Consider the following 13619-nt stretch of genomic DNA (forward strand, 5'->3'; position numbering starts at 1 on the left):
TACCTCCTGTTATAATGAGCCGACCAGCTAGGAGGACATATGGACGAAGATTTTGTAGAGAGCGATGAAACCAGTTTGATTGCAGCTTTGGATAGTAGTAAAATTGCAATCGGCCCTGCCGTGAGCAAGGATGTAGAGAAGATCAAATTCTCAAAAAGTTTTTTTGAGCGTTTGATCAAGACGTTGGTCGGATTACTGTTTTTTGCGGCAGTAACGGGCGTGATATTTTTTGCTCATTGGTTGAGTCAAACGCCGCTGCATACTCTTGATAATGTAATCATTATTGCGATGATCGTTATGACCTTTGCGATGACTTACAAATTCACCTGGGATCACTCTAAAATTAACAAAACCCAGGAAGAAATTAAAGACAAGCTTTTTACTACCGTGGCAATACCGCTCGCGAATTCTATCGAAAATCATAATTCCAGAGTTCAGGAGTTGATCGATATAGTTAATATTCAATCTGCGTTTGATGAAACCGGAGAGAATACTAAACTACTTGTCGAGCGGATTCATGAAAAACTTCCTGTGATACAAGCCAACCGTGAAAGACTCGAGCGCATTCACAGTAAGTACGAGGACATTCGCGGAGCTCATAAAAACACAATCGCCAGTCTTCAGCTGACTATTTCTGATGATGCATTATTGTCTTCTGAAGAAATGGAGTTGAATCATTTGGCCGAGGTTGTTAACGGTAGCGTTCAATTGCAAACTCGCAATGGGTAGCCTTGATAAGGCAATTTTTAAGAGACAGTGTCGGAACATGACCGGCACTTTTTATTTAGTTTAAATAATTATTCTTGATTGATGGTAGTAACTATGTTAGTATTGGTAGTCATAAACAGGAGGACTTATGAAAAAGTACAAACATGCTTATATAGTCGGGCGCATGTGCCCCATGCATCTTGGCCATCGGAGGTTGATTCGATCTATGATCGATGAGTTCGGCTATAGGAACAGTCTACTGCTCATTGGTAGCTGTAATGAGCCCCAGAGTTATCGAAATATCTTCGATTACATTCAGCGTCGGAGCTTTGTAAAAAAGTTTTCCCAAAATTACGCATACAGGGTTTGCCGGATTTTAAGCCGCGCAACGATCTCTGGGAACAGCAGACCACTGACGTGCTGGTTAACTGCGGCTTTGATCCAGAGAAAACCATCTTATATACCGGATCAATGGAAGACAGTGAAGTCTCTATTAAATATGGCAGGGAAGTGCTTTCTGTTGATAGGTACAGTAAAAAGCTTTCTATAGTGCAGGGCTTGTCTGCGTCTATGGTGCGGGACGCGCTTACCAAGAACGCTTCCGTCGAAGAAATTGCCGAGCTGGTAGGCGATGATATAGCTGAGGATGTGATTTCAGCTTTCCACTCCAGCTGGGGTATTTTTACTAAAACTTAAAATATGGTGTCGTAATATATGCGGCACTTTTTTATTTGCCAAGAATACCTCGGAGGATTATAGTATGGAGTATGGATATCAAAGATTTATTGCAATTAGCAGGTAAAAATGGGAAAGTCATTATCGTAAATGAAGACGGGGAAGTTAAAGGTGTGTTTTTATCTGAGGGTCAGTATGCTGGTTTAACTCCGAAGAACGGGGTAGGGGATAAGATTGCTGTTCCTGCATTAGATCCTGAGGTTGTGAATAGAGAAATTTTGCAGGCTCAGCTAAGCGATAATGTAGACTTGGATAATAAAAATTTGGAAACTATTGCGCCTGTTAATCCAATACATATGTATTCACCCCCTTCACCAATAAAAAATATTTTAGCGCGCCGCGCGAGGGATTTATTTGTCTCCTCTCCATATGGTCGCCAGGAGCCGCCTGAATATGATATGCGCGAAGAGGTAATGGATCCTACTTTTGGCCAACCTCCAATAATGCAAACTCCGTCAGCCTCGCCAATGGTAGAAGATTCGGATGAGGAGATCAAACCCAACTTTGACGATATATAATTTAGTTGCTGCATAACATGCAAAGGCAAAATGAAAACGCGAACATCATGTTCGCGTTTTTTTAAAAAGAAAAGCGCAGGTCCTAAATTGAACCTGCGCTGTTTAAGTTGTACGTGCCTATTTACTGCACGCATCGACCGACTGGCTCGGTAACGACCCAGTAGCCGAGGGTTTGTCCGTGTGGGGTTGCTGAATCGTCAGCGATGCTGATTATTCGGAGCTGAGGTCTTTCCTTCCGGAATTTTACCAACTCGTCGTTGAAGTTTTTCTTTACAACATCGAAATAGAACACGCCCTCTCCTTTGTCGATTATCGCTGGCTTATTTTCCTCCGATGAATTGACGACCGGACCTGAACTGCACTGATCGGCGTACAGAGCCATAAATACCACCAAAAATATCTTCATGTTGCTCTTCTCCTTCTAGTCGAGCTGCTGTTAAACGGCAGCGACAGTATTGGCCTCCTGCATTTCCTCGATCTCCGCTTCGTTGCGGAATTCGAGCCATACGTCGAGTCTCCGCGTAACTTCCTAAGCGGTGTTAGCGCAGCTGATTTTGCCGTTTCTACGATCAGCTGGATCGATCTCGATGGTGTCGAACTTCATAATCAGCCCTTTTTTCTTCAGAGCAGATTTGAAGTTCTGTAGCGCCATATGCTCTGGGCCTTTAAACCACAGAGTGAGCTTGTTATCGGGAATGCCGAATGTGTTAACTTCCGGTTCCGACCAGAACTCGCCATTGCTTTCGAGCCACGCGAGCATCAGATCTAGAAGCATGAAGTTTCCGTAGTTAAAGACTCCTACGTCGAATCGGAAAGCCTTGCTAACTCTTTCGAGTATGTCGATCTCGCTGTGCATTGCATTTCTGCAAGCTGAGCAGCCGACAGCACCATGAAGGCGGCCATGATCGTTGCATGCGACGGCGTCTCCGAAGTTCGTGTATTCGTTTTCGATGTCGCTGCGAAGGCTCTCGACAGCTGCTTCATGAGGAGTCATATCCTCTTCGCGGAGTTCTGCGGGGCAGGGCACTTCGCCAGCTTCTTCAAAACCTTCGTCAATTTCGCGTTCGCTTAATTTAGCCACGTTATTCATTCTCCTTTTTTTTGGGGTTGGTATCTGATTTTTGTGTGTATATTTTACCACAAAATAGTACTTTTGTCAATACTGCGTTTTTTATTAAAATTTACCAAACAGGCATAATAAAAACGCGAATATATTCGCGTTTTAGATAAAATCAGCCTATGGCTCAAAGTCTTCGACAAAAGTTAGCGATTCAACAGTGAATCGTTCCGGAGCAGTGGGTCCGTCCAAATCCGTCAGATCATTAATGGTCAGAAAGATCTGGTCATGGCTGGTCATGCCGTAGAGCTCCACTTTTGCAACTAGTCCAGAAGCAAAGAGCGGTCCCATGAACTGCGGGTTGGTCCGCAGATACTTCTCCAGAAAAATAAAAGAAAGTTTTCCTTCCTCAACCTTTTGCTCATAAGTGAACGATTTTGCTCGACCTAGGAAAATATGCAATCGGTGCTGATCTTTACGATTGGATAAGTGTTGCTCCCAGGTTTCTCGGATTAATTCTTTAACGTCGTTCCAGTTGATCACGGGTGTTGCTGCAGCTTCCATTTTACCTCCAGTTTTATACAAAAGCTTGTTCTTCGGTCCAGATGCCGTTTACTGAATGGAGAAATCCAAAGATTTCATTATTTACAGTCCAAGGCGTTAGGGGGCCTGCAGGTGAGAGTCCTGGTAAGCTGGGCTTGTTTAGCTCTCGTTCTGCAAACAATCGGGCTTTGTCTGAGTTAAGGTGTATTGAGTATACGAACTCTTCACCGCTGTCGGACGTGCGCCGCCATTTTTGCTTGAACACAGTGTGGTCCATATTCTATTCACCTCCTTTAAGATTTTATAACTAGTTATATCATGTGCCGTGATTTTAAGCAATACCCGGCAAAACACCGAAATAAAAAAGACTCGCATCGCAAGTCTTTATGAAGGCAACTTCACCAAGTTTACATCCAAATAATTTAAAAATGGATACGGGCGGCCTGGGCAAGCGGGGTCGCTGGGTTTGTCTCTGAATTCAAAATAGAACTCGTCCTGCTCAGCGAGTTTCCATCCCTTTACAATTCTATTCAAGCAAGAACCGCTCCGGAAGGTTATACTCTTTCTTTCGAGCCCAGATGCTGGTTGCAGAATTATATCTACCTCGTAGCTGTATTCGCTAACGTTAGCCGTGCGGATAGCCATCACTTTATAACGTCCGGCGAATTTCCTGGCTTCCTGTTTAGCTTCCTCTACTTGCTTTTCCGACAACCTGTTTGCGCCGCACGAGATAAACAGATTAGGCAAGACAATCAGCAGGCAAAGTATAAGCAGTCTAGATGTTGGTTTCATTTATGTCCTCCTTATATGACTTCATATTTTGCAATATAATACTACATATGTCAAGGTAGTCGCCGTTTCTTCTTCTGAATCCGGGATGCACGGCTCAAAGCTTGACAACCTGGCTTAAAAGCCATAAAATAATTTGTGATTGGCGCGCTTTGCGGCCGCCAGTTTTTAAATCATTAAAATTCTATACGCTAAACTTTTTAGTCACCTGGATTCCTAAGTGAAAAAAAGAGAAACCCTCTCTTTTTCCTCGCATCGATAGGGGAAGGAGCGAGGGTATCTCGGTACCAAAAAGAAGATATAGACGAAAGGTAAAAATGGCAGAAGCATTTGATCGTTCAAAGCCTCACCTTAATGTGGGAACCATTGGTCACGTAGACCACGGTAAAACCACATTGACCGCTGCTATCACTACCGTGCTTGCAAAGTCTGGACACGCTAAAGCGAAAGCTTACGACCAGATCGACAACGCACCGGAAGAAAAAGCTCGCGGTATTACTATTAATACCTCTCACAGCGAATACGAATCCGACAAGCGTCACTACGCTCACGTAGACTGTCCTGGTCACGCCGACTACATCAAGAACATGATTACCGGTGCTGCTCAGATGGATGGTGCGATTCTTGTGGTATCTGCTGCTGATGGTCCTATGCCTCAGACTCGCGAACACATCTTGCTCGCTCGTCAGGTAGGCGTACCTTCTATCGTTGTTTACATGAACAAGGTAGACCAGGTTTCTGATCCAGAACTTCTCGACTTGGTAGAAGAAGAAATTCGCGACTTGCTTAACAAGTACGAATTCCCTGGCAAAGACACCCCAATCATTCGCGGTTCCGCGTTAAAGGCTCTCGAAGGAGATGCTGCTAACGAAGAAACTATCACTAAGCTTGTAGAAGCTTTGGATACTTTCATCCCAGAACCAACTCGCGAAACCGACAAGCCTTTCTTGATGCCTATCGAAGATATCTTTACTATCGAAGGTCGCGGTACCGTAGTTACCGGTCGTATCGAACGCGGTATCATCAACATCAACGAAGAAGTAGAAATCGTTGGTATCAAACCAACTTCTAAGACTGTAGTTACCGGTATCGAAATGTTCAACAAGCAGTTGGACAAAGGTATGGCTGGTGACAACGCAGGTTTGTTGCTCCGCGGTGTTAAGAAGGAAGAAGTAGAACGCGGCCAAGTTTTGGCTAAGACTGGTTCTATCACTCCTCACACTGAATTCGAAGCTGAAGTTTATATCTTGAACAAAGAAGAAGGCGGACGCCACACTCCTTTCTTCAAGGGTTATAAGCCTCAGTTCTACGTGCGCACTACCGACGTAACCGGTGAAGTTATCTTGCCAGAAGGCCAAGAAATGGTTATGCCTGGCGATACTGTTAACATCAACGTAAAGCTTATTACTCCAATCGCTTTGGAAGAAAAAGGCAAGTTCGCTATCCGTGAAGGTGGCCGAACTGTTGGTGCTGGTGTTGTCGTTAAGATTGTAAAATAATATATAAAAACTATTTGCACGAAGGGAGCGCTTTCGTCACTTCGTGACGGCGCTAGCTGACTCCCTTCATAGCAAATAGTTTTTATTTTCATCTCAATCATAGAAACTCCCCGAAAGGGGAGTTTTATATTTTCCGGTTTGTGATATCATTACTTTTCTCAATTTTTGGTATAATTTAATATGAATAGACAAGAAAATAATCTAATCATATGAAAAAATATATATTACCCTTAACTCTAGTTGTATTACTTATTGGTGGTTTTATACAGTTTCCCATAGCTAAAGCTCAGACAGGGGCTTGTGCGCCGCTATTTGGTTTAACAAAGCCCAGTGGGCGTCATTTTTATACTACAAACAAAGGTGAGGTATTTCAGGTTATGCAGTACGGCTATCGCTATGATGGCATTGTCGCAAATATTTTAGCTGCACCTAACTCGGATACTTTGCCCATTCAGAGATATTATCGATCTGCAACCGGGGCTCATCGTTATTTTGCAAGCAATAATGTTTCGGAATCTTACGGCGCTCATGAGGGTGTAGTCGGATATATAGCGCAAACAGAAGGCAATGGAACGGCCTTGCACTTTGCAGCAGACGATTCAATTACCGATGTTGTTTTTTATCAAGGTACCCGCAACCCAACCAGTAATTATAGTCGTACTGGTACTTTAGGGTACGCTTGCGGAGGGGAATCATACTTGGATAAACAAAATACAATATACCGTTATTATAATCCTCGGTCAGGCAAGCATTTTTACACTACTAGCAAGACCGAAGGTGACAGCGCTGTCACAAAATCAGGATTCAAATATGAAGGGGTTGCGGGGTACGTATTCGACATAAATTCAGCAGGGAATAGCAATCCTATATATCGACTATATAATCCTTCTCAGAATAAGCATTTCTATACAACGAACGAAGAAGAGAAACAAGCATTAACTTCTAATGGCGGTTACCGTTTTGAGGAACGATGGGATATACAGCCGGCGGGTATCGTGGTTTGACCATGCACCGTTTATATAAGGCTAGTACTAACGACCATTTATGGACTACTGATAATTTAGAAGCAGAGCGGGCAGAAAATGTCGGATATACCAAAGAGTCAGCACTGGGATTCATCAATCCTCACATCAATTAAGCAGGAGCAATAACTCCCCGAAAGGGGAGTTTTATATTTTCCGGCTTGTGGATAACCTTTTTGCCAAATAAACATTATTAAACGATAATTTAAATACATTATTAAGGGTTTATTAAACCCACGAAATTTAAATATGAAATTTGATCAACAATCCTTAATTGTAGGACTGCTAATCGGTTTGGTTATAGGTGGTGGTGTAATTGGTTATATCGATGCTAATCGCCCTCAGCCTCTTTTCTCTTCAGCAGATTTTGAAGAGGCGGGAAACTGTGATGCAGAATGGGCAGCAGCTGCTAACTATGCGAGGAAGAATAGAGTAACTCCTCAGAATATAGCAAATCATCCGCAGTATATAAGCTTGTTGCAGAATTGGGCTGCATGCAGAGATGGGCAACCTCAAGAAGGCGGCGGTCCAGGCTTGCTCCAATAGCTATTAAAAACTCCCTTTTGGGAGTTTTTGTTTTAACTAATTTATTCACTTGCGATAGAATCACCCTATCAAAAAAATAAAGGAGTCACGATAATGAACACTGGTCCATGGCGCAGCATTAACTCCATTAACATCATGCTTAGCGGCAGCACTGCTTTTTTAAATCAGATTCTGACGGAAATTCAGATTGAGCTTGCCGAGCAAGCATGCGACAAATCTATTGAACTCTTTCGTTACCGCACCGCGGAGTTCTTGATCAACAACCCAAGACTGGAAAAGAAGATTTCCGAACTAACTCCCGGTCAAAAGGAAAGCTTGGATGAACTACTCGCTGGTTACGGCAAGTCGCTTGGATGTATTATGGAGCTAGATGCTGCCGAAATCGGCACGAAGACGAACTGCAGTATGCGATTCGGGTTTCCGAACCCGTCGAGGATATCTCTCCTAGCGGAGATGATGATAGTGACATCAAAGTCGATCTTGCTCCGGAAATATTCGAGCTCCCATGGCTATGACTGCACGGGCGTAATATAAGGCGAATCATTGCGATTCGCTTTTTTTGTATAATTAGGAAGTAGGGATGTAGGTTATAAGTTTGGCGGGTTGACTTGCGGCTTAAAACATACTAATATTGCTTGTTAAAAACAATAGGAGGAAAATCTTGTGGCACAAGTTTTAGCATTTAAACCATCTGCCAAAGTTGTGAGGCTTATGAAGAACCGTTTCGCGGAAATGAGCGAAGAAGATATTGAGGGGTATGTCAGAAGAGTAATATCTCCAATGGTCGAGCGCGGTAATCGAGCAGACGCCCTTACGGAGTTAAATGAAATTGTGAAGACTGTTGACTTCGAAGATAAGCCGCGGGGAATTGCCGCAGCCTTGGGTGTTCGAATAGTGTTGAATAAGCACTTGTGGCAGAATACGGGCGAAAAAATGTATTTATCCGAGATGCTTAATGATGTTTATCAGGGTATTCACCTGGATATATCGAATGCAGTTCGTGCCCAGTTTACCTGCGCGATGGTGATGTTTCTGCCTCAATCGGGGGATAAAAAGCCGCCGAAGTTAAATACGAGATGGCTCATAATTGTGTCACCAAGGGTGGCAGGGAAGAAGCCGAATATTTGGGCCATTATGGTGAGGCGCTCGCTAATAACGGCAAGGCTGTTCAGGGATTGTTCCAGGTTCAAAGAGCACTAGATCTTATGCGCTGCGATCTTACTGGAACTGTGGAAGAGCGGCTAATTGTGACTTCTGGCTTGTATGGCCGCCTGGCGAAATGCGCTTTCAAAAGCTTTCGCTTAATCTTGGCTGTTCGGTCTTATCGGACTGGTAGAAAGCAGGCCGAAGAGCTTGCGTACCGGTACGGCATGCCGCAAAGATTGAATCAATATCGTCTCCGCTTACGCGAGAGAAGTGTATAAAAATAGCTCCGAAACGAAATTCGTTTCGGAGCTTTTCAGTTCATCTTGAAAAGATTAGTACCAGCCGCCGATTTCTATTCCCATTTTATGTACAAAAATGGTATAGATTCCCAGGCTTAAGGCTATTGCGCCACTTATCGTGAGTGCGCAATTATCCCAAGGTATGGGGTAAAGAAAATCAGTGACACCATTGCCGCAGCTAATACAACAACCACGACAGCGAAAGTCTTCTCCAGAACTTTTTTAGCATATGTCCTCCAAAACTATTTGCAAAAACGTATAAATTCTACCATAAAATAGGACTTTTGTCAAGATTAAAAAGAAATCAGAATTTCTTTAAATTTTTCAAGAAAATCATTTGACAATGCCCTAAAAATGGGATAAAATTTTGATTAAGTTCTGCTAGCAGTAACGCTAGTAGTTTTAATTGCTGTAAAGTGGCTCAATTAAGAGCAAAAACAGCGTCTTGTCAATTCATTTACTATGCAAACGGCCGAACACAAGCCTAAAATTCGCATCAAGATTCGCGCATACGATCATAAACTGATCGATCAAAGTGCAAAGCAAATCGTTGATACTGCTAAGAGAACTGGCGCCAGCGTTTCTGGTCCAGTGCCTTTGCCGACCGCAAAGCGAAAGTACACCGTGCTTCGTTCGACTTTTGTACATAAGGACAGCCGAGAACAGTTCGAAATGCGCACTCATAAGCGCATGATCGATATCCTCGAGCCAACCCCTAAGACTATCGATTCTCTCACTAACCTAAGCCTTCCGGCCAGGGTAGATGTAGAAATCAAAATGAGTTAGACAGTGTGAATTGGTTCTAGTCTGTGCGAGCCCAGAAAGCTCTTCAAGCTAGATAACTATTCGCCGAATAATTGCAAAGCATCTTTGCTGCAAGGCTTAGGCCCGGGGCAAACGTGATGAATTGTTTTTATGTGGTGAATAGCCGCATTTTTTTATTTTTAAGGACCTGATGTCTCTTCCGAGACCAATCAAAACCGTTATGAAATTTATCGTAGGTAAAAAGTTGAATATGACTCAGTATTTTGCAGAAAATGGCGAAGTGATTCCAGCAACTGTAGTAAAAGCGCCAGAAATGGTAGTTACGCAGGTTAAGCTGGCGGATACTAAAGACGGCTATAACGCCGTTCAGGTAGGTATCTCTGCTGGTGTTGCCGGTAGTCGCAAAGCTAATAAAGCTAAGGCCGGTCACTCTAAAAATCTAGGGACTTTTGGAAAATTTATCGAATTCCGCGTAGAGAACCCGCAAGATTATTCTGTCGGGCAAAAGATAGACGCTACACAATTTGAAATTGGCGAAATGGTCAATGTTATCGGTACTATGAAGGGACGCGGTTTTGCCGGCGGCATTAAGCGTCATGGCTTCCACGGTTTCCCGGCTAGTCATGGTCATAACCGTCCTCGCAGCGTAGGTTCGATTGGTCAGCGCTATCCTCAGCACGTTAACAAAGGCCACCGCATGGCTGGTCATATGGGTACTAATTCCGTTACTGTAAAGAATTTGCAAATTGTTGATGTTGATACGGCTAAAGGTTTAATTTTAGTTAAGGGTGCGGTGCCTGGTACTCGCAATGGCATGGTGCGCATTTCTACAACTGGTGTTACTAAGCCAATCGTTGCTCCAGAAGCAACAGAGGGCAAGAAGAAGAAATAGCCTAATATAGTTATATGAAGATTCAAGTATACAATCAGAACGCAGAAAGCGTAGGCGAAATCGAAGTCAGCGATGCTATCTTTGCCGTCAAACCATCTTTGCACTTAATGGCAGAAAGCGTACGCGCTCAAGCTAATAATGCTCGCAAAGGTTTGGCTAACACCAAGACTCGCGGAGAAGTGAGCGGTGGTGGTAAAAAGCCTTGGCGTCAAAAGGGAACCGGTCGCGCTCGCGCGGGCAGTACCCGAAGCCCAATCTGGAGACACGGTGGTGTGACTTTTGGTCCTACTTCCGATCGTAACTGGAGCTTAAAGATCAACAAAAAAGCTAAGACCAAAGCGCTATTCATGTCCTTATCCGACAAGGCTCGCGATGGCAAGCTTATTGTAATCGAAGGCTTAAACCTCGAAGCGCCAAAGACAAAAGAATTTATCAAGGTTATGCAGGCTTTCCATACTAAGCTAAACAACCTGGGTAACAAGCAGATGATGGTTCTTCCAAAGAAAGAAGAAACTTTGATCCGTGCCTCCCGCAATTTACCAGAAGTTTCTACCGCTTTTGCAACTAGCTTAAACATTACCGATATTCTCAAGGCTGACTCTATGCTCGTGCTAAAAGACAGCTTGTCTATTATAGAAAAGACTTATTTGAAAGCTACCGATAAAGCTCCTAAGGCACCAGCGAAAGCTGCTACCAAGACAGAGAAGCCGGAAAGCTAAGCAGACAGAGAAGGCGGGAAGCAGCAGTTAAGTAAAACCACTCATTAATTTATGGCAATTTTTTCCAAAAAGAAGACAGCAACGTCAAAGTTGATGCTGTAGCTGGCGATCAGCCAAAGCAGGTAGACTCAGAAGTTGCTGCGGAATCTCAGCAAGATGCTCCACAAAAGATGGTGGATGTTGTTAACAGTGGTTTGGGCAGCAAGGGTTTAATCGTACCGCGCGTTTCTGAAAAAGCGGGTTTTGTTGGACGATTCAACCAATATATTTTTCACTATCTATGGCAAGTTGAATAAGATTGAAGTTAAGAACGCAGTCGAAAAAATGTACGGCGTTAAAATCGCTAACATTAACATGATTCAGGTTGCAGGCAAGAGCCGCCGTTTTGGCCGAACTCAGGGCATGCGCAGTGGATTCAAGAAAGCGATTGTAACCTTAACTCCGGATAGCAAGAAAATTGATATCGTTGAGCCGAGTTAATACCTTTATATAGATCAAATTTATGGCAGTTAAAATTTACAAACCAACTACACCGGCCCGCCGCCAAACTAGCGTTATAGACTACGCTAAGGTGCTCGATAAAAAGAAAAGACTCCAAAGTCTTTACTGATGAGCAAGGGCAAGAAAGCCGGCCGCAACAATTCTGGTAAGATTACGGTTCGCCATCGTGGCGGCGGCGCTAACAAAAAAGTCCGTATCGTCGACTTTATTCGTAGCGATCGCAAAGATATCCCTGGAACTGTTAAGAGTGTAGAATATGATCCGACCCGCACCGCATTTATCTCTTTAATTCACTATCGAGATGGCGTAAAGCGATTGATCTTAACTCCAGCCGGTTTAAAGGTTGGCGATCAGGTGATTTATAGCGACACGGCAGAGATCCATCCTGGTAATCGTTTACCAATTTCTAGCATCCTGTTGGTACCACTATTCACGATGTAGAATTGATCCCTGGCCAAGGGGGAAAGCTGGCTCGCAGTGCTGGCAGCGGAGTATTATTGCAGAACATCGAAAGCGGTTATGCATTCCTCAAGCTCCCATCTGGCGAAATCCGCAAAGTTCGCGAAACTTGTACCGCTTCTATTGGAGCAATCTCTAATAGCGACTGGATGAACGTTCGCATCGGTAAAGCTGGCCGCAAGCGCCATATGGGCTGGAGACCTCAGGTTCGCGGTAAAGTGATGAACCCGGTTGATCACCCTCACGGTGGTGGTGAAGGAAGCAACTCTATCGGTATGAAATATCCTAAGACTCCTTGGGGTAAGCATGCTCTCGGCGTAAAGACCCGCGACAAGAAGAAGGCTTCCAATAAATTTATTGTTAAGCGCCGCTAAGAAGCGCTAACGCATAAGCGTTAGACGAAGCGCTAGGTAAAACTAGCCGCGGCAAAAGAAACGTTAATTACTAATTATGTCTAGAAGTTTAAAAAAGGTCCATTTATAGATCCTCGCGTCATGAAGAAGGTTTTGGCTGGAAAGCCAGGCGATAAAATCAAGACCTGGGCTCGCGATTGTGCTATTTCTCCAGAAATGGTTGGTTTTACTTTCATGGTGCACAATGGCCGAACTCATCTCGAAGTATTCGTTACCGAGAATATGGTGGGTCATAAGTTAGGCGAATTTGCTCCGACCCGTAAGTTCATCAGTCATGGTGGTAAGCTGGCTAAAGAGCAAAAAGCCGAAGCCGCTTCTAAGTAAACTTTATTTATATCAATTCCAATGGCAGAAAAAACTGTACAAAAGAATAAGAAAGCTGTTGCTGGCAAATCTACTGCCAAGGCTGTTAAAGCTGCTCCAAAAAAAGCCGCTAGCAAAGTCGCAGCAGGTAAAAGCGAAGCCGTGGCAACTAAGCCGCTGGTTAAGGCTTTCGCCCGCAATTTGCGCATTTCTCCTCGCAAGGCTGGCTGGTTACCAATCTGGTAAAGAATATGCATGCAGGGGATGCGCTAGTTCAGCTTCCAGTTCACCAATAAAAAGGTGCGCCGATGGTGGCAAAGCTAATTCAGTCCGCGATTGCTAATGCAGAGAATAATTTCTCGCTAAACCGCGACGGCTTGTACATTAAGAGCATTACCTGCGATATGGGTCCGGTGTTGCAACGCGCGTTTCCTCGTGCTCGCGGCAGCGCTCTTCATTATCCGCCGCAAGATGGCTCACGTAAATCTGGTATTGGAAGAAAAGGAAGTAAAAAAGAAGAAAACCGCAAAGGTGGCTAAAGTGAAGAAAGCAGATAAGCCAGTCCAAACTGTAGAAGGTTCTGTTGGAATGCCCGTCGAGAAAGCAGCCAAGATGCCGAAGGAAAAGAAAGTGAAAGAAGTTCATCGCGAGAACGAAGGCAGCTTAGTAGATCAAAAGACTGAACCGGAGAATTTAATAAAATAA

General features: G+C 43.9%; 22 protein-coding genes and 1 pseudogene. 18 read left to right on the top strand and 5 right to left on the bottom strand.

Annotated elements, in window-relative coordinates; all coding sequences use genetic code 11:
- Positions 1 to 39: 39 nt before the first annotated feature.
- The 4 genes from IPM19_01135 to IPM19_01150 all read left to right on the top strand — a co-directional run bounded on the left by IPM19_01135 (position 40) and on the right by IPM19_01150 (position 1961).
- On the top strand, positions 40 to 729 hold the full coding sequence (locus tag IPM19_01135) for a hypothetical protein (GenBank protein ID QQS23154.1): 690 nt from the start codon (positions 40 to 42) through the stop codon (positions 727 to 729).
- 127 nt (positions 730 to 856) lie between these two features.
- Positions 857 to 1258: a hypothetical protein gene (locus tag IPM19_01140; GenBank protein QQS23155.1), complete on the top strand. Its 402-nt coding sequence runs from the start codon at positions 857 to 859 to the stop codon at positions 1256 to 1258.
- Positions 1259 to 1266: 8 nt separating this feature from the next.
- A complete protein-coding gene (locus IPM19_01145) occupies positions 1267 to 1404 on the top strand; it encodes a hypothetical protein (protein ID QQS23156.1) in 138 nt (45 codons plus the stop codon).
- A gap of 71 nt (positions 1405 to 1475) precedes the next feature.
- Complete coding sequence (locus IPM19_01150; protein QQS23157.1) at positions 1476 to 1961, top strand: hypothetical protein; 486 nt, start codon at positions 1476 to 1478, stop codon at positions 1959 to 1961.
- A gap of 121 nt (positions 1962 to 2082) precedes the next feature.
- Here IPM19_01150 and IPM19_01155 read toward each other — a convergent pair whose 3' ends face one another.
- The 5 genes from IPM19_01155 to IPM19_01175 form a co-directional block, all read right to left on the bottom strand.
- Entirely contained in the window at positions 2083 to 2367 is a 285-nt protein-coding gene (locus IPM19_01155; protein ID QQS23158.1) for a hypothetical protein, read from the bottom strand.
- Positions 2368 to 2490: 123 nt separating this feature from the next.
- A complete protein-coding gene (locus IPM19_01160) occupies positions 2491 to 3042 on the bottom strand; it encodes a hypothetical protein (GenBank protein ID QQS23159.1) in 552 nt (183 codons plus the stop codon).
- 156 nt (positions 3043 to 3198) lie between these two features.
- Positions 3199 to 3603 (bottom strand): hypothetical protein, encoded by a 405-nt coding sequence (locus tag IPM19_01165; protein QQS23160.1) that lies wholly within the window; start codon positions 3601 to 3603, stop codon positions 3199 to 3201.
- Positions 3596 to 3838: a hypothetical protein gene (locus IPM19_01170; GenBank protein ID QQS23161.1), complete on the bottom strand. Its 243-nt coding sequence runs from the start codon at positions 3836 to 3838 to the stop codon at positions 3596 to 3598. Before IPM19_01170 ends, IPM19_01165 begins: the two co-directional genes overlap by 8 nt.
- Before the next feature lie 107 nt (positions 3839 to 3945).
- Positions 3946 to 4353: a hypothetical protein gene (locus IPM19_01175; GenBank protein ID QQS23162.1), complete on the bottom strand. Its 408-nt coding sequence runs from the start codon at positions 4351 to 4353 to the stop codon at positions 3946 to 3948.
- Positions 4354 to 4667: 314 nt separating this feature from the next.
- Here IPM19_01175 and tuf point away from each other — a divergent pair, with 314 nt between their 5' ends.
- The 14 genes and pseudogenes from tuf (at position 4668) to IPM19_01245 (ending at position 13619) form a co-directional block, all read left to right on the top strand.
- Positions 4668 to 5849, top strand: coding sequence for an elongation factor Tu (tuf, locus tag IPM19_01180; protein ID QQS23163.1), 1182 nt, complete (start codon positions 4668 to 4670; stop codon positions 5847 to 5849).
- Positions 5850 to 6226: 377 nt separating this feature from the next.
- Positions 6227 to 6853, top strand: a complete 627-nt coding sequence (locus tag IPM19_01185) for a hypothetical protein (protein ID QQS23164.1) — start codon at positions 6227 to 6229, stop codon at positions 6851 to 6853.
- Between the two features lie 267 nt (positions 6854 to 7120).
- Positions 7121 to 7417 (top strand): hypothetical protein, encoded by a 297-nt coding sequence (locus IPM19_01190; protein ID QQS23165.1) that lies wholly within the window; start codon positions 7121 to 7123, stop codon positions 7415 to 7417.
- 93 nt (positions 7418 to 7510) lie between these two features.
- Complete coding sequence (locus tag IPM19_01195; protein ID QQS23166.1) at positions 7511 to 7951, top strand: hypothetical protein; 441 nt, start codon at positions 7511 to 7513, stop codon at positions 7949 to 7951.
- A 542-nt stretch (positions 7952 to 8493) separates the two neighbouring features.
- On the top strand, positions 8494 to 8841 hold the full coding sequence (locus IPM19_01200; protein QQS23167.1) for a hypothetical protein: 348 nt from the start codon (positions 8494 to 8496) through the stop codon (positions 8839 to 8841).
- A 483-nt stretch (positions 8842 to 9324) separates the two neighbouring features.
- Positions 9325 to 9648 carry a 30S ribosomal protein S10 gene (gene rpsJ / locus IPM19_01205; GenBank protein QQS23168.1) on the top strand — a complete coding sequence of 108 codons (324 nt, stop codon included), beginning with the start codon at positions 9325 to 9327 and terminating at the stop codon, positions 9646 to 9648.
- A 199-nt stretch (positions 9649 to 9847) separates the two neighbouring features.
- A complete protein-coding gene (gene rplC / locus IPM19_01210) occupies positions 9848 to 10519 on the top strand; it encodes a 50S ribosomal protein L3 (GenBank protein QQS23169.1) in 672 nt (223 codons plus the stop codon).
- Positions 10520 to 10533: 14 nt separating this feature from the next.
- On the top strand, positions 10534 to 11238 hold the full coding sequence (gene rplD / locus IPM19_01215) for a 50S ribosomal protein L4 (protein QQS23170.1): 705 nt from the start codon (positions 10534 to 10536) through the stop codon (positions 11236 to 11238).
- Positions 11239 to 11481: 243 nt separating this feature from the next.
- Positions 11482 to 11718: a 50S ribosomal protein L23 gene (locus tag IPM19_01220; protein QQS23171.1), complete on the top strand. Its 237-nt coding sequence runs from the start codon at positions 11482 to 11484 to the stop codon at positions 11716 to 11718.
- 22 nt (positions 11719 to 11740) lie between these two features.
- Positions 11741 to 12572, top strand: a pseudogene (rplB, locus tag IPM19_01225) (50S ribosomal protein L2).
- Between the two features lie 120 nt (positions 12573 to 12692).
- Entirely contained in the window at positions 12693 to 12935 is a 243-nt protein-coding gene (gene rpsS / locus IPM19_01230; protein QQS23172.1) for a 30S ribosomal protein S19, read from the top strand.
- 21 nt (positions 12936 to 12956) lie between these two features.
- Positions 12957 to 13160, top strand: coding sequence for a hypothetical protein (locus IPM19_01235; GenBank protein QQS23173.1), 204 nt, complete (start codon positions 12957 to 12959; stop codon positions 13158 to 13160).
- Positions 13161 to 13222: 62 nt separating this feature from the next.
- Positions 13223 to 13453, top strand: a complete 231-nt coding sequence (locus tag IPM19_01240) for a hypothetical protein (protein QQS23174.1) — start codon at positions 13223 to 13225, stop codon at positions 13451 to 13453.
- Position 13454: 1 nt separating this feature from the next.
- A complete protein-coding gene (locus IPM19_01245; protein QQS23175.1) occupies positions 13455 to 13619 on the top strand; it encodes a hypothetical protein in 165 nt (54 codons plus the stop codon).

The sequence above is a fragment of the bacterium genome (genome assembly GCA_016699995.1).
Classification (GTDB): domain Bacteria; phylum Patescibacteriota; class Doudnabacteria; order UBA920; family UBA920; genus UBA920.